Origin of the sequence: Nocardia sp. XZ_19_369 (genome assembly GCF_015355715.1) — a bacterium.
Classification (GTDB): Bacteria; Actinomycetota; Actinomycetes; order Mycobacteriales; family Mycobacteriaceae; genus Nocardia.
The window spans coordinates 397,057-415,986 of the sequence record NZ_JACVED010000005.1; the positions used below are offsets into that span (position 1 = coordinate 397,057).

The 18,930-nt window shown below is 67.2% G+C and carries 15 protein-coding genes and 1 tRNA gene; 8 read left to right on the top strand and 8 right to left on the bottom strand.

From position 1 onward, the window contains the following. Positions 1-8: 8 nt before the first annotated feature. Positions 9-1,208 carry a sensor histidine kinase gene (locus IBX18_RS20730; protein ID WP_194835230.1) on the bottom strand — a complete coding sequence of 400 codons (1,200 nt, stop codon included), beginning with the start codon at positions 1,206-1,208 and terminating at the stop codon, positions 9-11. A gap of 83 nt (positions 1,209-1,291) precedes the next feature. Beyond that, positions 1,292-1,741 (bottom strand): hypothetical protein, encoded by a 450-nt coding sequence (locus tag IBX18_RS20735; protein ID WP_194835231.1) that lies wholly within the window; start codon positions 1,739-1,741, stop codon positions 1,292-1,294. Positions 1,742-2,116: 375 nt separating this feature from the next. Here IBX18_RS20735 and dnaE point away from each other — a divergent pair, with 375 nt between their 5' ends. Then, on the top strand, positions 2,117-5,668 hold the full coding sequence (dnaE, locus tag IBX18_RS20740) for a DNA polymerase III subunit alpha (protein ID WP_306796340.1): 3,552 nt from the start codon (positions 2,117-2,119) through the stop codon (positions 5,666-5,668). Here dnaE and IBX18_RS20745 read toward each other — a convergent pair. The 3 genes from IBX18_RS20745 to IBX18_RS20755 all read right to left on the bottom strand — a co-directional run bounded on the left by IBX18_RS20745 (position 5,669) and on the right by IBX18_RS20755 (position 8,221). Continuing rightward, positions 5,669-5,750: transfer RNA gene (locus IBX18_RS20745), tRNA-OTHER, on the bottom strand. A 639-nt stretch (positions 5,751-6,389) separates the two neighbouring features. Continuing rightward, positions 6,390-7,571, bottom strand: coding sequence for a Cmx/CmrA family chloramphenicol efflux MFS transporter (locus tag IBX18_RS20750; protein ID WP_194835233.1), 1,182 nt, complete (start codon positions 7,569-7,571; stop codon positions 6,390-6,392). 77 nt (positions 7,572-7,648) lie between these two features. After that, entirely contained in the window at positions 7,649-8,221 is a 573-nt protein-coding gene (locus IBX18_RS20755) for a TetR/AcrR family transcriptional regulator (protein WP_194835234.1), read from the bottom strand. A gap of 112 nt (positions 8,222-8,333) precedes the next feature. Here IBX18_RS20755 and IBX18_RS20760 point away from each other — a divergent pair, with 112 nt between their 5' ends. The 5 genes from IBX18_RS20760 to IBX18_RS20780 all read left to right on the top strand — a co-directional run bounded on the left by IBX18_RS20760 (position 8,334) and on the right by IBX18_RS20780 (position 13,211). Beyond that, positions 8,334-8,651: a hypothetical protein gene (locus IBX18_RS20760; RefSeq protein ID WP_107661287.1), complete on the top strand. Its 318-nt coding sequence runs from the start codon at positions 8,334-8,336 to the stop codon at positions 8,649-8,651. Next, positions 8,648-8,971: a type II toxin-antitoxin system PemK/MazF family toxin gene (locus tag IBX18_RS20765; protein WP_228541443.1), complete on the top strand. Its 324-nt coding sequence runs from the start codon at positions 8,648-8,650 to the stop codon at positions 8,969-8,971. Before IBX18_RS20760 ends, IBX18_RS20765 begins: the two co-directional genes overlap by 4 nt. Before the next feature lie 141 nt (positions 8,972-9,112). Beyond that, on the top strand, positions 9,113-9,730 hold the full coding sequence (locus IBX18_RS20770) for a class I SAM-dependent methyltransferase (protein ID WP_194835235.1): 618 nt from the start codon (positions 9,113-9,115) through the stop codon (positions 9,728-9,730). Positions 9,731-10,111: 381 nt separating this feature from the next. Beyond that, positions 10,112-11,836 (top strand): malto-oligosyltrehalose trehalohydrolase, encoded by a 1,725-nt coding sequence (gene treZ, locus IBX18_RS20775; protein WP_194835236.1) that lies wholly within the window; start codon positions 10,112-10,114, stop codon positions 11,834-11,836. Positions 11,837-11,963: 127 nt separating this feature from the next. Continuing rightward, on the top strand, positions 11,964-13,211 hold the full coding sequence (locus IBX18_RS20780) for a serine hydrolase (RefSeq protein WP_194835237.1): 1,248 nt from the start codon (positions 11,964-11,966) through the stop codon (positions 13,209-13,211). Between the two features lies 1 nt (position 13,212). Here the strand turns inward: IBX18_RS20780 and ilvA are convergent, their stop codons facing one another. Continuing rightward, the gene (ilvA, locus tag IBX18_RS20785; RefSeq protein WP_194835238.1) at positions 13,213-14,568 is read right to left on the bottom strand and encodes a threonine ammonia-lyase IlvA; all 1,356 of its coding nucleotides are present in this window, start codon (positions 14,566-14,568) and stop codon (positions 13,213-13,215) included. A 63-nt stretch (positions 14,569-14,631) separates the two neighbouring features. Further along, the gene (locus tag IBX18_RS20790) at positions 14,632-15,069 is read right to left on the bottom strand and encodes a nitroreductase family deazaflavin-dependent oxidoreductase (RefSeq protein ID WP_194835239.1); all 438 of its coding nucleotides are present in this window, start codon (positions 15,067-15,069) and stop codon (positions 14,632-14,634) included. An 88-nt stretch (positions 15,070-15,157) separates the two neighbouring features. Between IBX18_RS20790 and IBX18_RS20795 the strand changes: the two genes are divergently transcribed. Next, positions 15,158-15,388 (top strand): hypothetical protein, encoded by a 231-nt coding sequence (locus IBX18_RS20795; RefSeq protein ID WP_194835240.1) that lies wholly within the window; start codon positions 15,158-15,160, stop codon positions 15,386-15,388. Here IBX18_RS20795 and IBX18_RS20800 read toward each other — a convergent pair. Next, on the bottom strand, positions 15,385-18,072 hold the full coding sequence (locus IBX18_RS20800; RefSeq protein WP_194835241.1) for a helix-turn-helix transcriptional regulator: 2,688 nt from the start codon (positions 18,070-18,072) through the stop codon (positions 15,385-15,387). The genes IBX18_RS20795 and IBX18_RS20800 overlap by 4 nt on opposite strands. 119 nt (positions 18,073-18,191) lie before the next feature. On the opposite strand from IBX18_RS20800, the gene IBX18_RS20805 reads away from it, so the two are divergent. Further along, positions 18,192-18,800 (top strand): MspA family porin, encoded by a 609-nt coding sequence (locus tag IBX18_RS20805; protein WP_228541445.1) that lies wholly within the window; start codon positions 18,192-18,194, stop codon positions 18,798-18,800. Positions 18,801-18,930 lie beyond the last annotated feature (130 nt).

Consider the following 18,930-nt stretch of genomic DNA (forward strand, 5'->3'; position numbering starts at 1 on the left):
GCAGGGAGTCATGCTTGGATGCCCGCGCGGAACTTGGGAACTCGCAGGGAGACCTTGGTGCCCGCGCCGGGGGCGGTTTCGACGATGAGGCCGTAGTCGTTGCCGAAGGCGGCGCGCAGTCGATCGTCCACGTTGGACAGGCCGACGTGCGCCGACTCGCCGGAACCCGCTGGGCCGCTACCGGTTTCGATGGCGTCGAGGGCGCCGGAGCGCAGCAGCTCGGGGTCCATGCCGACGCCGTCGTCCTCGACGCTGATCAGGCAGTCGGTGCCCGCGTCGGTGGCGGTGATGCTCACGGTGCCGCCGCGGGTGGCGCCCGCGAGGCCGTGCCGGACCGCGTTCTCGACGAGGGGTTGCAGGGCGAGGAACGGCAGCACGACGCCGAGGACCTCCGGTGCGATCTGCAAGCGCACGTCGAGCGCGTCGCCGAAGCGGGCGCGTTCGAGGGCGAGGTAGCGCTCGATATTGCGCAGTTCGTCGGCGAGCACGGTGAATTCGCCTGCGGCGCGGAACGAGTAGCGGGTGAAGTCGGCGAATTCGAGGATCAGTTCGCGGGCCCGGTCCGGGTCGGTGCGCACGAACGAGGCGATGGTATTGAGCGCGTTGTAGATGAAGTGCGGGCTGATCTGAGCCCGCAACGCGCGCACTTCAGCGCGATCCAGCCGGGCCCGGGAGGCGTCGAGTTCGGCCAATTCGAGCTGGCCGCAGGCATACCGGGCCACCTCGGCAACCGCGCCGAGCCAACCAGGGCCGGGCTGACCAGTCGTCACCACGCCGATCGCCCCGGCCACCCCGGTGCTGTCGATCAGCAGCGGTTGCGCGATCAGCGTCCGCCCCGCGTGCTCGCCACTGCCGGGGCCGGCGACCAGCACCGGGCGTTCCCCGGCGACGGCGCGCTTGGCCGCATCGGTGAAGTGCTCGGCGAGTTCGGCATGCGGGCCGTCCCAGGCGAGCAGCGTGCCGTCCGGGTCGGCCACGCCGAGCGCCTCGGCGCCGGTGAGCATTCGCAGGTGTGGCGCGGACTCCTGCGCCGACTGCTCGGTGAGCCCGCGCCGCAACGGAATCGCCGCGAGGGAGGCGGTGTGCAGCGCGGAATGCACCGCGCGCTCGGCGGGTGTAGTCACCACCCGGCGGGTTCGGGGCCAGATCACCAGCGCTCCGGCGATCAGCGCCGCGGAGACGACGAGGGCGACGACGGTGGTCGTCATCGTGGCCTCGGAAACCGGCACACCGGTAGCGCGTTCATCCGGTGATTATGGCGTCCGGCGGCAAGTGCAGGCCGGAGGTCGGCTCAACCCTCGTAGCGGTCGACCCAGAACTCGGCCGTGCCCGGCTCCGGAATGTGCGCCGCGCCGACGGTCAGCGTGGCGGTGAACTTGCCGATGCCCGGGCGGAACAGTGCGGAACGTCCGCTGTTGCTCCAATATCCGGGGCCCTGCGCGGTCACGGTGAACGTGCCTGTCTCACCGGTGTCCACGTTGCGCCAGTTGAGCGTGAGCGGCAGGCTGCAGCCGCCGACGCCGTACATGCTGGTCGCCACGGTGAAGCCCGCGTGTTCCGGGTAGGCGTTGCTGACGACCGAGGAGCTCACCTGCGCGACGCACAGCCCCTGCGTCAGCGAGTAGACACTCTCGAACGGGTCGACGATCTGGGCTGCTGCGGGCGCCGCGGTGGCGACCAAGGCGGCTGCCGCGGCGGCGAGAACAGCGGGGATGGCGAACAGTGCTTTGAGCGACTTCATCAGTACCTCGATGGGTTGGCACACTCGTATCTGTTGAATCTGCTGTGGGCGTGCCCGCTTTCGAGGGTCGTAACCGCAGGAGGTTGCCATCGATTCTGGGGGCAGCGGGTTGCGTCCGAGAGCACTCGACTCCGATTGGTTCGGGGCCGAAATTCAGACGGTGGGGGTACCGCGACCGGAGCGCTGCTAGCGGAATTCGGACGCATCTGCGGTGCGTCGCGAGACACGCCCTGGTGACTTTTGCCACCGACACGCCGCCCACGGCATCGCTATCATCACCGCCACCAGCGGGATCGCGAAACTCTACTTCGAGTTGGTCGTAACGCCCGCGTGGTGGCTTGTTTTCGCAGTCCCAGGCAGGCAAGCTCTTTTGACGTGCCAGCCTCGTCGTCTAGATCGTTTGTGCATCTTCATAACCACACCGAGTACTCCATGCTCGACGGGGCAGCTAAGATCTCGCCCCTGTTCGCGGAGGCGAAACGGCTGGGAATGAACGCGGTCGGGATGACCGACCACGGCAATATGTACGGCGCCTCCGAGTTCTACAACTCGGCGAAGAAGGCCGACATCAAGCCGATCATCGGCATCGAGGCCTACATCGCGCCCGCCTCCCGGTTCGACACCAAGCGCGTGCTGTGGGGCGATCCGAGCCAGAAGGGCGACGACGTCTCCGGTTCCGGCGCCTACACGCACATGACCATGGTCGCCGAGAACGCGACGGGGCTGCGCAACCTGTTCAAGCTGTCGTCGCTGGCGTCGCTGGAAGGTCAGCTCGGCAAGTGGGCGCGGATGGACGAGGAGATCATCGCCCAGTACGCCGAGGGCATCATCGCGACCACCGGCTGCCCCTCTGGTGAGGTGCAGACCCGGTTGCGCCTCGGCCACGATCGCGAAGCGCTGGAGGCGGCGGCGAAGTGGCAGGAGATCTTCGGCAAGGAGAATTTCTTCCTGGAGATCATGGACCACGGGCTGTCCATCGAGCGCCGGGTCCGCGAGGGACTGCTGGAGGTCGGTAAGAAGCTCGGCATCCCGCCGATCGCGACCAACGACTGCCACTACGTCACCAAGGATCAGTCGACCAATCACGAAGCGCTGCTGTGTATTCAGACCGGCAAGACGCTCAGTGACCCGACCCGGTTCAAGTTCGACGGTGACGGCTACTACCTCAAGTCCGCCGAGGAGATGCGCGCGCTGTGGGACTCGGAGGTGCCCGGCGCCTGCGACAACACCGTGGCCATCGGCGAGCGGGTGCAGTCCTACGACGACGTCTGGGCCTTCCGCGACCGGATGCCGGTGTTCCCGGTGCCCGAGGGCGACGACCAGAATTCGTTCCTGCGCAAGGAAGTCGACCGCGGTCTCGCGCGCCGGTTCCCCGACGGGGTGCCCGACGAGTACTACACGCGCGCCTACTTCGAGCTCGACGTCATCAAGCAGAAGGGGTTCCCGGCTTACTTCCTCGTCGTCGGTGACCTCGTCTCGCACGCGAAAGAGGTCGGCATCCGGGTCGGTCCGGGCCGTGGTTCGGCGGCCGGTTCGCTGGTCGCCTACGCGCTGGGCATCACCAATATCGACCCGATTCCGCACGGTCTGCTGTTCGAGCGGTTCCTGAACCCGGAGCGTCCGTCCGCTCCCGATATCGATATCGACTTCGACGATCGCCGCCGCGGTGAAATGGTCCGCTACGCCACCGAGAAGTGGGGCAGCGACCGGGTCGCCCAGGTGATCACCTTCGGCACCATCAAAACCAAAGCGGCGATCAAGGACTCGGCGCGAGTGCTGTTCGGTCAGCCGGGCTTCGCCATCGCCGACCAGATCTCGAAGGCGCTGCCGCCGCCGATCATGGCCAAGGACATCTCGGTGTCCGGCATCATGGATCCCGACCACGAGCGGTACAAGGAAGCCGCCGAGGTCCGCGAACTCATCGGCAGCAACCCCGATGTCGCGAAGATCTACGAGACGGCCCGCGGACTGGAAGGCCTGATCCGTAACGCGGGTGTGCACGCCTGCGCGGTGATCATGTCCTCGGAACCGCTCACCGACACCATCCCGGTGTGGAAGCGGGCCCAGGACGGCGCCATCATCACCGGCTGGGACTACCCGTCATGCGAGGCCATCGGCCTACTGAAGATGGACTTCCTCGGCCTGCGCAACCTCACCGTCATCGGTGACGCGATGGAGAACATCAAGGCCAACCGCGGCGTCGACCTCGACCTGGACACCCTGCCGCTGGACGACCCGGCCACCTACGAATTGCTGTCCCGCGGTGACACACTCGGTGTGTTCCAGCTCGACGGTGGTCCCATGCGCGACCTGCTGCGCCGCATGCAGCCGACCGGCTTCAACGACATCGTCGCGGTGCTCGCGCTGTACCGCCCCGGCCCGATGGGCATGAACGCGCACAACGACTACGCCGACCGCAAGAACGGCCGTCAGCCGATCTCGCCGATCCACCCCGAGCTCGAGGAACCGCTCGAGGACATCCTCTCGGAGACCTACGGTCTGATCGTCTACCAAGAGCAGATCATGTTCATCGCGCAGAAGGTCGCCTCCTACTCGATGGGTAAGGCCGACGCGCTGCGTAAGGCCATGGGTAAGAAGAAGCTCGAGGTGCTGGAGGCCGAGTACAAGGGCTTCCACGCGGGCATGACCGCCAACGGCTTCTCCGAGGCCGCGGTGAAAGCGCTGTGGGACACCATCCTTCCGTTCGCCGGGTACGCGTTCAACAAGTCGCATGCCGCGGGCTACGGTCTCGTCTCGTTCTGGACCGCCTACCTCAAGGCCAACTATCCGGGCGAATACATGGCCGGACTGCTCACCTCCGTCGGTGACGACAAGGACAAGGCCGCGGTCTACCTGTCGGACTGCCGCCGCCTCGGCATCACGGTGCTGCCGCCGGACGTCAACGAGTCCGAGTTGAACTTCGCCTCGGTGGGCAAGGACATCCGGTTCGGGTTGGGCGCGGTGCGCAACGTCGGCGCCAACGTGGTGTCCTCGATCATCGCCGCGCGCAAGGAGAAGTCGAAGTTCACCGACTTCTCCGACTACCTGAACAAGATCGACGCGGTGGCCTGCACCAAGAAGGTCACCGAATCCCTCATCAAGGCAGGCGGATTCGACTCGCTCGGGCATCCGCGCAAGGGGCTGCTGCTGATCCACTCCGACGCCATCGATGCGGTGATGTCCACCAAGAAGGCGGAGGCGATCGGGCAGTTCGATCTGTTCGGCGGGGTGGACGCCGACGAGTCGGTGTCGTCGGTGTTCAACGTGAAGGTGCCCGACGACGAGTGGGAGTCCAAGCACAAGCTGGCGCTGGAGCGCGAGATGCTGGGCCTGTACGTGTCCGGGCATCCGCTCAACGGCGTCGAGCATGTTCTTGCGGCGCAATCGGATACGCAGATCCCGGCGATCCTCGAAGGTGACATCAAGGACGGCACCCAGGTGACCGTCGGCGGCATCCTCGCCTCGGTGAACCGGCGGATCAACAAGAACGGCCTGGCGTGGGCGTCGGCGCAGTTGGAAGACCTGGCCGGTGGCATCGAGGTGCTGTTCTTCCCGCAGGCGTACTCGGTGTACGGCATGGACGTGGTCGAGGACGCGGTGGTGCTGGTGAAGGCACGGGTGTCGGTGCGCGACGACCGGATCTCGTTGATCGCCAACGATCTTGCCGTGCCGGACCTGTCATCGATCGGCGTTGCCAAGCCGCTTGCGGTGGTGATGTCCACTCGGATGTGTACGCCGGACAAGATCAGCGAATTCAAGCGCATTCTTTCGCGGCATCCCGGTACCGCCGATGTGCATGTTCGGCATGTGGGGGCTCGGGAGAAGACGACGTTGTTGAAACTCGATGACAGTTTGCGGGTTACACCGTCGTCGGCGCTGATGGGTGATTTGAAGGCGTTGCTCGGGCCGGGGTGCTTGGCCGTTTAGCGGAAGCGACAGGATTCGAACCTGTATGGGCAATGCCCAGCCAGTTACAATGCTGGCCCCTTTTCCGATCAGGCACGCTTCCGGGTTCAGTATGGGAGTCGGTGGGGGATGAGGTGGGTGGTTCGGGGAACTGTTGTGTTCGGGAGTGCTTCGGCGGGGTTGAGCTGTGCGGCGGTTGTTGCGCTCAGTGATGATTCGGGTCTGCTGTCCTTGCGTTTTTGACGCTTTGTGGGATGCCGGATAGTGCTGGGCGCGTGAGGTGGGGTTCCCGGCTTTCTCTTCCGCGGCTTGGGTTGTGAAAAGCAGCGGTTGGGAGTGGGGGGACTGGCTGTGGTGCTGTTTTCGGGCGTTGTTTCAGGGCGGGGTAGGTGTGGGCGTTGGGTTTTCATGATCGGCGGGACATGGGCTGGCGCTACTCGCACGGTGCCGCAACTATGTCCCGTTGATCATCAAAGGTGATTCTTGGGGGGAGGGTGCGCACCATTTGTGTGAGCCGCACACCCTCTATAGCGGGTGTGCGGCTTATGAAAAGGGTGCGCGGATGGCAAAGGGGGAGGGTTTCATGAGTGGTGCCGGCTCAGTGGGAGGAGGGCTGCCGTCATGTCTTGTTGATCATGAAAGGTGGTCGGGGTGGGGAAAGTTGCACCCTTTCTCGGGACTTGCACTCGCTTGGGGGGTCCGTAATGGGTGCGGATCCCGAGAGTGGGTGCGGCTGTTGGGTTTAGTGGACTAGTTCGGGTTGGGGGGTGTGGGTTGGGGTGGGGCGGGGGGTGAGGTGTTGTTCCCAGGTGATTGTGGCCAGGGCGGCTAGGCCGATGGCGGCGCCGATCCAGGCGACCGACGCGTAGCCGAGGTCGGCGGCGATGGCCAGGCCGCCCAGCCAGGGGCCGAGGGTGATGCCGATGTTGAAGGAGGAGACGTTGAAGGCGGGGGCGAGGGTGGGGCCTTGGGGTGCGAGGTTGAAGACTCGGCTGTTGAGGGTGGGGTTGGTGCCGAAGCCGAAGGCGCCGAGCAGGAAGGTGAGGGCGACTACGGGGGCGGGGTGTTCGGCGGTCAGGGCTAGCAGAACCGAGGTGAGTATCAGGCCGGTGATGCCTACGTAGAGGGTGCGGACCGGGTGGGCGTCGGCGGTGCGGCCGCCGATGATGATGCCGAGGAAACTGCCGACGCCGTAGACCGCCAGGACGACCGGGATCCAGCCATCGGTGAGGCCGGTGGTTTGGGACAGCAGGGCGCCGAGGTAGGCGAAGCTGACCATCAGGGCGGCGGTGGCGAGCGCGGTGGTGCTGTAGGACAGCCACAGGCGGGGATTGCTGATGCTGCGCAGTTCTTTTCGGAGGTCGGGCGTCGTGGTCGCGCGGCCTGCGGGGATCTTGGCGAGCACGCCGACCATTGCCAGCGCGGACATGATCGCGACCGTCCAAAATGCGGCACGCCAGCCGAGGTGCTGGCCGATCACGGTGCCTGCGGGCAGGCCGACGACGGTGGCGATGGTGAGACCGCCGGCGACGATGCTCATCGCTTTGCCGCGTGCGTTCGCGGGGACCAGGCCGATGGCGGTGGTCGCCGCGACGGACCAGAATCCGGCGTAGACGAAGGCGCCGACTGCTCTTGTCGCGAACAGCACCCAGTAGTCGGAGGTCAGCGCGCCGACGACGTGGGCGCCGACGAACACCGCGAGGAACGCGAGCAGGGCACTGCGCCGCGGCAGGCGCAGCGTGGCGACCGCGAGCACCGGCGCGCCGACGAGCATGCCGAGTGCGAACGCCGAAATCAGCAGTCCGGCTTGCGGAATGGTGACGCCGAGGTCGGCGGACAGCTCGGTGAGCAAGCCGGAGAGCATCAGCTCGGAGGTGCCCTGGGCGAAGATGGACAAGCCCAGGATGTAGACGGCGAACGGCATCGGGTACCTCTCTAGTTTTGGATCATTCGGTTCAAAATTGGCGCAGGGAAAGGTGTGGCCCAACCAGATGTGTTGGGTCAGAGGGCGTTCAGTGCGGTGGTGGCGACGGCTGCCAAGGCGGCACGGTCCGCGCCGCCGCGGGCCGCCACCCGCATTCCCGAGATGGTGGCGTTGATGAAGTGCGCCAATGCTTCGGCACTCTTGGCTTTGTCGATTTCCCCTGCGCGCCTGCCGGTTTCGAGCACCGTCTGTAGCGCCGCCAGGCGCAGGCGCTGATCGTCGCGCAGGGCCGCGGCCACTTCCGGATCGCGCGGCGCGAGCTCGATCATCGAATTGACCACCAGGCAGCCCAGTGGGTCTTCCTCCGGGGCGTCCACGACCTGCCACAGCAGTGCTCGCATCTTGTCCTTCGCGGATTCGTCACCGTCGAGCAGTGCGAAGGTCGCGGCGTTCTTGGTCGTCATGTAGCGGCGCAACGCTCGCTCGAACAGGTCGTGCTTGCTGGTGAAGGTGTTGTAGATGCTGCTGCGGCCGAGTCCGGTCGCGTCGCACAGATCCTGGGTCGAGGTCGCCTCGTAGCCCGCGGTCCAGAACGCCCGCATCGCGGCGTCCACTGCCCGCTCCTCGTCGAACTGTCTCGGTCGTGGCATGGGGACGACGCTAGCACAGTTTTGCACTGATCGTTTCAAAAATGGTGATGCGCAATAGTGCATCACTAATTGATGATGGTCATTGCATCGATATCGATGTACGATCTGATGCATGACCAGACGAACGACTCTGACGCTCACTGAGCGGGAGGAACGCACCTTGGCGACGCTGAGCGACCGGAAGGGGGCCGAGTGGCTGCTATTCGAATCCCTCGCCGCCCATCTCGGCTACGAGCTCACCCCCGACGCCTCCGAAGCGACGGTGATCCGCGTATTGATGTCGATCGGTGCTCAGGTTCTGATCGACGAGGCGCTGGATCAGGGCTATCGGCAGCTCGCCGCGGTGTGGCCGGAGATCCACGACGAGGCAGAAGCCGAAGAGCGGCGGCGGCGGTACGCCGACGAGGTCGATCAGGTGATGCCCGGATGACAATCGGCGCTCCGGTACGCGGCCAGATCTATCGTGCGGACATCGGCCACGGTGCCAAACCGTGGTTGATCGTTTCGAACAACCGTAGAAATAGAGAGTTGTCTCGCGTGCTGGCGGTTCGCATTACCTCAACGGACAAGTTCGCAAGCCTGCCGACCATGGTTCCCCTGTCGAACGCCGACCCGCTCGTCGGTCATATCGCCACCGATGATGTGCAGCAATTGCGGCGTGACGAGCTCACAGTGCTGCTCGGCACGGTATCGCCGGCCACCATCATGGCGGTCAACACTGCATTGAAGCTGGTACTCGCCATTCCGTGACGCGGTGAGCCGTCGCGGTTGCGACGACGGGATTTGCATGCGGGCTGCCCGGGCGCGGACAACTCGGGGCAGGTGGGCGGGGTTTGGGCGGTGCCGAGGTCAGGTGTGGCGCGGGTGGGTTGGGGCTGGGACAGTGGGCTGGTGAGCTTTTATGGAGATCGGATTGTGCCGCGGCTGGTCGATGTGGCCTGTGGGATGCGGTTCAATCAGCCGCTGCGGGAGCGGGTGTGTGCGGGGCTGACCGGTCGGGTGGTGGAGATCGGGTTCGGGTCGGGGTTGAATGTGCCGTTCTATCCGGAGACGGTGGCGGCGGTCAGTGCGGTCGAGCCTGCCGATCTCGGGTGGCGGTTGGCTGGAAAACGAGTAGCCGAATCGAAGGTGCCGATCGAGCGCTCGGGGCTGGATGGGCAGTCGCTGCCATTCGAGGACAACACTTTCGACTCTGCGGTGTCGACGTGGACGCTGTGCACGATCCCCGATGTCGCGACCGCGCTCGCCGAGCTCCGCCGAGTACTGAACCCCGGCGGCACCCTGCATTTCGTCGAGCACGGGCTCGCTCCCGACGCCAAGGTCCAGGTATGGCAAAACCGGCTGAACCCCGTGCAGAAAACCTTGTGCGGCGGCTGCAACCTCAACCGCGACATCCGCGGTTTGCTGACAACCGCCGGCTTCGACATCCAGGACATCGACGTCTTCTACGCCGAAGACGCCCCCCGATTCCTCGGCGCCCAATCCCTGGGCGTAGCGGTCTCCCGGTAATCCACTTTCCGCTGCCACGCATGGCGGCCGTGGTGTCGAACCTCGGTAGCTGCCACCCCCGGTTGTCCGACCGCTGAGCGGTGAACCTCTTGCGGGCTGCACCCGAGTCGCGAGGTTCCTTGGGCCGGACCACTTGCGACCAGATCGTGCCAACAGGGCAGGAGTACCTCAGCAGCTTGTTGATCAGCGCCGCCGGAATCACCGCTGCCCACCTTGCGGCTACCGCTGCGGATCGTGCGGCATAGCCGTCGAGTCAACGCGCACGGGGCGGGTCGCTGACCTGTGCGAGCCTGGCGGATCGACGCCGCTCGAGCCTCGGCTGCGCGGCGGGTGGCGAGTTGCACACGGGCACCGGGCATGCGGGCGTGGAATGCTGGCTTGGTGACCTTGTTCGAGGTGTGGGCGCCGCTGCCGGAGCGGGTGCGGTTGGACCTGGATGGTGCGATTCATTCGATGGACCGGTGTGCCGGCGGCTGGTGGCGGGTGGAGGTGACGGCTGCGGAGGGGGCTCGGTATGGGTTCTTGATCGATGAGGATCCGACTGTGCTGCCGGATCCGCGGTCACCGCGGCAGCCCGACGGGGTGCACGGGCGGTCGGCGTTGCATCGGCTGGATCTTTCGGTATGGACGGATGCGAACTGGACCGGGCGGCCGTTGGCGGGCGCGGTGTACTACGAGATGCATGTCGGGACGTTCACGCCGGAAGGGACGTTCGACTCGGCGATCGAGCACCTCGATCATTTGGCGGAGCTCGGGGTCACCGTGGTCGAGCTGATGCCCGTGAATGCATTCGACGGGCCGCACAACTGGGGCTACGACGGAGTGCTCTGGTATGCGGTGCACGAACCGTACGGCGGGCCCGACGGGTTGCAGCGATTCGTGGACGCCTGCCATGCCCGAGGATTGGCGGTCGCGCTCGACGTCGTCTACAACCACCTCGGCCCGTCCGGCAACTATCTGCCGAGATTCGCGCCTTACCTCACCGATGGTCGCAACACGTGGGGCCAAAGCCTCAACCTGGACGGACCCGACTCGGACGAGGTGCGCGCGCACATCATCGGCAATGCGTTGCGCTGGCTGCGCGACTTCCACATCGACGCGCTGCGACTGGATGCGGTACACGCGCTGGTCGACCGGACCGCCACCCACCTACTCGCCGAACTCGCCACCGAGACAACGCGTCTCGCGGCCCACGTGCGCAGGCCGCTCACCCTGATCGCGGAGAGCGACCTCAACGACCCCACCCTGATCACCCCGCGCGCCGCGGGCGGCCACGGCTTGACCGGGCAGTGGAACGACGACCTGCACCACGCCATCCACACCGCGGTCTCCGGTGAACGACAGGGCTACTACGCCGATTTCGGTTCACTGCGCTGCCTGGCGCACACGCTGACGCACGGATTCTTCCACGCCGCAACGTTTTCCAGCTTCCGCGGCCGCACCCACGGCCGCCCGATAGACGCCGCGGTGACCCCGGCCGCCGCGCTGCTCGCCTACACCTGCAACCACGACCAGATCGGCAACCGCGCCATCGGCGACCGACCCAGCGCCTATCTGACCGACGGCCAACTGGCGATCAAAGCCGCCCTCGTCTTGTGCTCGCCTTACACGCCCATGCTGTTCATGGGGGAGGAGTGGGGCGCGCGCACCCCGTTCCAGTTCTTCACCTCGCACACCGACCCGGTGATCGCCGCCGCCACCGCGGACGGCCGCAAAGCCGAGTTCGCCGACCACGGCTGGAGCGCCGAGGAGGTACCCGACCCGCAGGACCCGGCGACGTTCCTGCGCTCGAAACTGGACTGGGCCGAGCTCGAGGAATCCCGCCACCTCCGGCTACTGTCGTGCTACCGCAAGCTGCTCGCCCTGCGTCGGCAGCGCCCGGAGCTCACCGACCCGTGGCTGTCGCATACCTCGGTCGACTACGACGAGAGCGCCCGCTGGATCGTCGTGCATCGCGGCGCGCTGAAGCTGGTGTGCAATCTGTCCGAAGACCAGGTCACCGTGCCGGTCACCGGTTTCCCGCTGCTGTCGTGGGAGCCGCCGACCGAAGGCCCTTCGTCGACAACAATTCCCGCTCACTCGTTCGCAATCCTCGCGGACAGATAACGAAACCGGCTCGCGGCCGTCGAAATCCGCACAGAGCCCCCCGAATGCGATTGCGGGAAAGTCACGATACCGCACTGTCCGAGACAGACACGTTGCCGGGCGGGACCGCCGCCATTACCGTAGAAAGATGAGCAACGACGCTACGGGGGATCTAGCGCCGATCCCGTCCGGAATGGGTGGCAGCGCCACCGCCGAATTCGCCCCGCTGGTACGCGCTTTCGCCAGGACCTTCGGACACCGCCGCGGCGCGGGCGGCGCACTGGCGGTGCACCTGCACGGCGAGCCGCTGCTCGACATCTGGACCGGATCCGGGGGCGGCACCCCGTGGACCCAGGACACCGGGTCGATCATCTTCTCCGCGACGAAGGGCGTCACCGCCACCGTCATCCACCGGCTCGCCGACCGGGGGCTGATCGACTACACCGCACCGGTCGCCGAGTACTGGCCGGAATTCGGCGCCAACGGCAAGAGCAAAATCACCGTGCGCCAAGCGATGACGCACAGCGCGGGCCTGTCCGCCCTCGCCCCGCTCGCCACCGGCATGCACGACGTGCTCGATCACGAACTGATGGAGCAGCGCCTCGCCGCCGCGAAACCTGATCGCCTGCTGGGTGTTCCGGCCTACCACGCGCTCACCTTCGGCTGGTTGATGGCGGGCCTGGCCCGCGCGATCACCGGCCGCGGCATGGCGGACCTGTTCCGCACGGAGGTCGCCGAGCCGCTCGGTATCGACGGCATCCACCTCGGCACCCCACCGGATTCCGCGAAGACCACCTATGCGCCGCTGGCGGGTTCCCAGCTGAGTTCGATCGGAAAACCGGTCGGCGCAATGGTGCTCGGCCGCAGCCACCTGATCCCCGGCGCCCTCGGTGCCGCGACGCGCTGCCTGTTCCTGCCCGGCCTGGAAACCATTCTGGAGGGCGAAGATCCGCCGATCCTGCAGACCGAACTCGGCGCGGGCAACGGTGTCTGCACCGCCCCGGCGCTGGCCACCATGTACGGCGCACTCGCGAACGACGGTGTGGTGGAAGGCCGTCCGTACCTGAGCCCGCGAACCATCAAGGCGGTGCGCCGTATTCAGACCTACCGGCTCGACAGCGCTCTGTTCTACGCGCCGATGATGTGGCGACTCGGCTACCACTCGCTGCCGATGCCGGGCGCCCGCGCCGGATTCGGCCACATCGGTCTCGGCGGCTCCTTCGGCTGGGCCGAACCGCGCCTGGGCCTTTCGGTCGGCTTCGTGCACAACCGGCTCTCGGCGGCCCAACTGTCCTACGACCAGTCCGCCGCCTTCTGGCTGCTGCCGCTGGTGCTGAACTGCCTGCGCGCCACCCGGCGCGTCCCGATGGAGGCGACGCGCGAGGCAGCGGCGTAGGTCAGGTCAGATAGCGATACGCCGGGGAGCCCGGCTCCAGCCGCTCGCACTGGATCGGCGACTCGGCCATCCGTTCCAGCAACGCGCCCAAGCCCTCCGGCGCCCCGAGCTCGATACCCACCAGCGCCGAGCCGGTTTCGCGGTTGTTCCGCTTGACGTACTCGAACATGGTGATGTCGTCGTCGGGTCCGAGCACCTCGTCCAGGAAGCGCCGCAGCGCGCCCGGCTCCTGCGGAAAGTCCACCAGGAAATAGTGTTTCAGGCCGCGGTGCACCAGCGAGCGCTCGATGATCTCGCCGTAGCGCGACACATCGTTGTTGCCGCCGGAGACGAGGCACACCACCGTCGATCCGGGTTCCACCGCGAGCTCGGTGAGTGCCGTGACCGCCAGCGCGCCGGCGGGTTCGGCGATGATGCCCTCGTTCTGGTACAGGTCGAGCATGGTGGTGCAGATGGCACCCTCGTCGACCTGCATCATCCGAAAAGAGCTTGCGCCGCTGGGGGACTCGGTGGTGGTCAGTAACGGCAACGAGGCGTGCGAGACCACCCGGCCGCCGAACCCGGCGATCGCCGCGAAGGGCACCGCGCCGATCCGGCGTACCGCGGCACCGTCGACGAACGGGTCGATCTCCGGCAGCGTCACCGGCCCGCCCGCGACCAGCGCGGCGGTCATCGAGGCCGCACCCGCCGGTTCCACGCCGAGGAGCGCGGTGCGCGGCGACCGTTCCCGCAGGTAGGTGCCGATGCCGGCCAGGCAGCCACCGCCGCCCACCGGCACAACCACCAGATCGGGGGAGGTACCGAGCTGCTCCAGGATTTCCGGCGCGATGGTGCCCTGCCCGGCCGCGGTGCGTGCGTCGTCGAACGGCGGCACCATGGTCGCGCCGGTGCGCTCGACATCGGCGGTGGCGGCCGCGGCGGCGGCGTCGTAGGTCTCGCCGACCGCGATCAGTTGCACGAATTCGCCGCCGTGCACCCGGATGCGGTCGCGCTTCTGCTTCGGCGTGGTGGTCGGTACGTAGATGCGGCACTTGATGCCCATCGCGTGGCAGGCGAACGCGACACCTTGCGCGTGATTGCCCGCGCTGGCTGCGACGACACCGGCCGCGCGTTCGCTCGTGGTCAGCTGCATCACCAGGTTGTAGGCGCCGCGCAGCTTGTAGGAGCGGACCGCGGAAAGGTCCTCGCGCTTGAGGTAGACGTTCGCTCCGGTGAGCCGCGAGAGCCGCTCGCTGCGCTGCAGCGGAGTCGGCTCGATAATGTCGGCAATTCGCTTGGCGGCAGCGTCGATCTCGTCCGCGCTCAGCGCGGGACGAGAAGCGGACAGTGCGTCGATGACATCAAGCGGATTGGACACCCGAAATATGCTGCCACCCGCCGCATCGGGCTGGTGCGGCGGGTGGCGGTGCTGCGGTCGGACTCAGTCCTGCGGGGTCAGTACGAAGACGGGGATGGTCCGATCCGTCTTCTTGGTGTATTCGATGTAATCGGGCCAGACCTCGGTCGCCCGGTCCCACCACAACTGGCGCTCGTCACCGAAGACCTCGCGCGCGGTGTAGTCCTTGTTCACCGGTCCGTCGCGCAGTTCGACGTGCGGGTCGGCCTTGATGTTGTAGTACCAGACCGGATTCTTCGGTGCGCCGCCCAGCGAGGCGACCACCGCGTACTCGCCGTTGTGCTCCACCCGCATCAGCGGGGTCTTGCGCAGCTTGCCGGACTTCGCACCCTTGGTGGTGAGCAGAATGACCGGCTTGCCCTGCATCGTGGTGCCCTTGGTGCCGCCGGAGTTCTCATACGTTTCGACCTGCTGGCGTGCCTGGGCGGACGGGCTCGGTTCGTATTCTCCTGTCAGTGGCATAACCATCGATCGTAGCCGCGCACGACTGTGTTCCCCGAGACACCGAAGTTTGGTAGACCGAACTTCGTCGTGCGTATATCCTTACTGGATGGCAGTTGTTCACCCGCCGGCCCGCTCCGCGACGATCGACATCGCGGGCAGCGCGTGGCCGCTCTACAAGCTCGAGGCGCTGGCCGCCGGGCTGGTGACCTGCCTGATCCTTGCGCTGATCACCGGATCGCCGCAGCTGGCGGTGCTGATCGCCGCTGCGGTCGGCGCGACCCGCTGGATTGTCGGCCTGGCTGTGGCGCGTCGCTCGGTCGAGCGCACCGGCCGCTAGTCCGCGTCGAGCGGTAGCTCCGCGAGTTCACCCCGCGACACCACACCCAGCTTCGGATACGCCTTGTACAGGTGATGCCCGACGGTGCGCGGGCTGAGAAACAACTGCGCCGCGATGTCCCGGTTGGACATGCCCTGCGCCGCGAGCCGCACAATTTGCAGCTCCTGCGGCGTCAGCGCGGCCAGCACCCCGTGCGCGGGCCGGGCGGCCGTACCGACGCCGAGCGCGCCGAGTTCGGTGCGGGTCCGCTCGGCCCACGGGCCGGCATCGAGCCGCTCGAAGACCTCCAGCGCGGGCTGCAACTGGATCCGCGCGTCGGCCTTCCGGCGATTGCGGCGCAACCATTCGCCGTACAGCAGTTGAGTTCTGGCATGTTCGAACGGCCGCCCGCCGACCCGCAGCGCCGCGAGGTAGTGCTGCTCTGCGTTCGCGTCGTCGACCAGCGCCCGGCAGCGGCAGGCCAGTGCTTCCACCCAGCTTTGCCGGGATGCCTCTGCCCAGGTCCCGAGACGTTCGAGCCCGTCTTCGGCCCGTTCCGGCTTGCCCATCCGCACCGCGGCCTCGATCAGATCAGGTATCGCGCGGAGCCCGGTCACCTGATGACGGATCGGCTCGTTGTTCGCCGCTTCCAGCCGGGACAGAGCGCTGTCGACTTGGCCGAGACCGAGATCCAGCACGCCGAGCGCCCAGTACGCCCACTGCGCACCGGGCGCCGCCGCGCCGCCGAACTCCTCGGCCTGCGCGCGATCGACCAGCTCACGGCACTGCTCCCCGCGACCTTCGAGCGCGGCGAGATAGGCGAGGAAGGTCGACTGCTGACTGATCCACTGCCCCTGCCCGATGTCCTCGGCGATCCGCAACCCCTCCGTCGCGGCGACCCTGGCCTCCTGGGGCCGGCCGAGGAACAGTTCGGCCTCGGCGCGGAAGAACAGCAAGGTGGGCAGCAGGGCGATCCGGCCCTGATCGCGGCATTCCGCGATGAGCGTCCGCGCGAGCTCGGCGACCTGCTCGTCCTGCCCGACCACCAGCCCGGTGCCGCACATCTGCACGAGATCGCGAGGCGTGTCGGCGCCTCGACGGCACGCCTCGGCAGCGGCCGCGCGCAGGTCGACGGTGAATCGGCCGTGAATGGCCGCGACCACGTAACCGATGATCGGGGTGAGCGGCTCGTCGTCCGGCAGGGACAGCGCCGTCAATGCGGTTGCCACGTCTGCCAATTCGGCCGCGCCGAGATACCACGCGGTGTGCACGGCCTGGGACAGGACGCGGGCCGCCCGCACGGGGTCACCGGTTCGCGCCGAATCCGCTGCGGCCAAGAACAATTCGTGCGCCGCGCGCGGTTTGCCGACGCCGAACTCTGCGGTCGCCAGGACCAGGCGCAAGCGAGCGGTCAGCAGGGGATCGGTGGTCTGCGCGCCGGCCCGCTCGGCCAAGGTTCGCGCGCGACTCAATTGCCCTGCCTCGCCAGCAGTTTCGGCAGCCAGCACCAATCGGCGCAGCCGAGCCGCCGCATCGGTGCTCAGCCCGGCCGCCCGCTCGTAGGCGGTGACGGCACCGGAGTACCCGGAGCGGCTCCGCGCGCGGTCGGCGGTGTCCTCCAGCGCCGTCGCGGTTGCCTCGTCGGGTCCGGTCGCCGCCGCGGCCAGATGCCACGCGCGCAGGTCGGCGTTCTCCGGCCCGGTCGACGCCTCGGCCAGCGCGCCGTGCACGGCAAGGCGCTGGGTCAGCGGCGCACCCTGGTACACCGCCGAGCGCAGCAGCGGATGGCGGAAGGTGAGTGTTCGTCCGTCGCTGTGCACCAGGCCGGCGTCTTCGGCGGGTTGTAGGTCGGCGAGCTGCGCGCCCAGCGCGGCGGCGGCCCGCAGCGTCGTCGCCAGTTCCGCGGTGCCCGCGGCGGCCGCGACCAGCAGCAGCGTTCTGGTGGGCAGCGGCAGCTTGCTCACCCGCCCGTGGAAGGCGACCTGCAAGCGCTGGGTCAGCGGCAGCGGGCTCAGCCCGGCGTCCGGCGCCTCGGCGGCCAGCACCGCCGGAAGTTCCAGCAGGGCAAGCGGATTGCCCGCCGACTCGGCGAGCAACCGGTACCGCAGTGCGGGCGCCAGATCGGGGCCGTGCCGGTCGACCAGCGCCGCCGCCGCTTCCTGGCGCAGCCCGGGCACCACGAGTTCGGGCAGGCCGGGCGCGGGGAACTCGGCGTCGCCGGTCCGGGTCGCGAAGATCATCACCACGCCCTCGGCGTCGAGGCGTCGCGCCGCGAACAGCAGCGTCTCCGCCGTCGCACGGTCGAGCCAGTGCGCGTCATCGATCAGGCAGAGCAGCGGGCCGTCGGCCGCCTCCTCGGCCAGCAGCGACAGCACGGCGAGCCCGATGAGCATGCGGTCGGCCGGGTCGTGCTCGGCCACTCCGAAAGCGCCGCGCAGTGCGTCGCGCTGCCGGTCGGGCAGCGTATCGAGCAGGTGGATGCCCGGCCGGACCAGCAGATGCAGTCCGGCGAAAGGCAATTCGGCCTCGGACTCGATGCCCGCGCTGCGCACCGTCGGAAGGCCCTGCGCGGCCGCGTAATCCAGCAGCGCCGTTTTGCCGATGCCCGGTTCGCCGCGCACCACCAGCGCGGCGCTGCGACCGTCGCGGGCCGCAGCGAGAAGCCGATCGATCTGGATTTGTTCGGCTTCTCTTCCTTGGAGCATGTGCACACCGTAGCCGTCTGCTGGACGGGCGATCAGTGGTCGCTGGGCATTGTCTTCGGCGCACCGATCCGTCGTGTCGTACACAGGGGATATAGCCAGCTGCTACTAAGGTCTGGGCTATGGCGTCGAATGTGAAAAGGGCGGTCCGGGCACTGACGGGCGTCGTGGTGGCCTCCGCGTCCGTGGCCGCGCTGGCGCCCACCGCGGATGCCGAGGTCATCAGCATGCCGCCGCACGAGAAGTCGTTCACCCCGCCGGGCAGCTCGAAGAAGTTCACCATTGGCAGCCGGGAGGAGTACATCTACCGGATCCCGCCGTTGAACTTCATGGCGACCACCCGGGAGGCGCTGGTCAGCTCGATCGCCTACGGCCTGGTGGATGGGGCGACGGCCGGCAAACTCCGCATCGGCTACCACGTGGGCTGCGCGGTGACCATCGGCGCGGGCACCCTCGGCGCGACACCCGATGTCGTTATCGGGCAGCAACCGAGTTTCAATCCCAACCCGGTCGCCACGCTGAATCTTGCCCCCGGCGACGTCGGCGAAGTCGCGATCGCGGAAAAGGACATGATTCCCGGCAAGCTGATCCAGCTCAGTTTCCGCGACTTCCACATCAAGGTGAATTCGTGCACCGGCCCGGTCACCATCCGGCAATATGCTTACGTCGAATACAAATCTCCCGAGGTCGATGATTCCGGAGCTGTTTTCGGCGATCCCACCTGGCTCTGACCGGGGGATATCCCACTTCTCGCCCTGCCCTACCTGATTGAAACAAGCGCTGTTCATTAACGCTGCCGCATGCGCCCTCGATGATTCGAGTAGTCGAGTACGCGGGTTTCCTCAGGAATCCGGCGGGAGG

Excerpts from the sequence above, each read along its gene's own strand:
- IBX18_RS20730 (WP_194835230.1), bottom strand. The coding sequence starts at position 1,208 with ATGACGACCACCGTCGTCGCCCTCGTCGTCTCCGCGGCGCTGATCGCC.
- IBX18_RS20735 (WP_194835231.1), bottom strand. The coding sequence starts at position 1,741 with ATGAAGTCGCTCAAAGCACTGTTCGCCATCCCCGCTGTTCTCGCCGCC.
- IBX18_RS20750 (WP_194835233.1), bottom strand. The coding sequence starts at position 7,571 with ATGCCGTTCGCCGTCTACATCCTGGGCTTGTCCATCTTCGCCCAGGGC.
- IBX18_RS20755 (WP_194835234.1), bottom strand. The coding sequence starts at position 8,221 with ATGCCACGACCGAGACAGTTCGACGAGGAGCGGGCAGTGGACGCCGCG.
- IBX18_RS20760 (WP_107661287.1), top strand. The coding sequence starts at position 8,334 with ATGACCAGACGAACGACTCTGACGCTCACTGAGCGGGAGGAACGCACC.
- IBX18_RS20765 (WP_228541443.1), top strand. The coding sequence starts at position 8,648 with ATGACAATCGGCGCTCCGGTACGCGGCCAGATCTATCGTGCGGACATC.
- IBX18_RS20780 (WP_194835237.1), top strand. The coding sequence starts at position 11,964 with ATGAGCAACGACGCTACGGGGGATCTAGCGCCGATCCCGTCCGGAATG.
- IBX18_RS20790 (WP_194835239.1), bottom strand. The coding sequence starts at position 15,069 with ATGCCACTGACAGGAGAATACGAACCGAGCCCGTCCGCCCAGGCACGC.
- IBX18_RS20795 (WP_194835240.1), top strand. The coding sequence starts at position 15,158 with ATGGCAGTTGTTCACCCGCCGGCCCGCTCCGCGACGATCGACATCGCG.
- IBX18_RS20800 (WP_194835241.1), bottom strand. The coding sequence starts at position 18,072 with ATGCTCCAAGGAAGAGAAGCCGAACAAATCCAGATCGATCGGCTTCTC.
- IBX18_RS20805 (WP_228541445.1), top strand. The coding sequence starts at position 18,192 with ATGGCGTCGAATGTGAAAAGGGCGGTCCGGGCACTGACGGGCGTCGTG.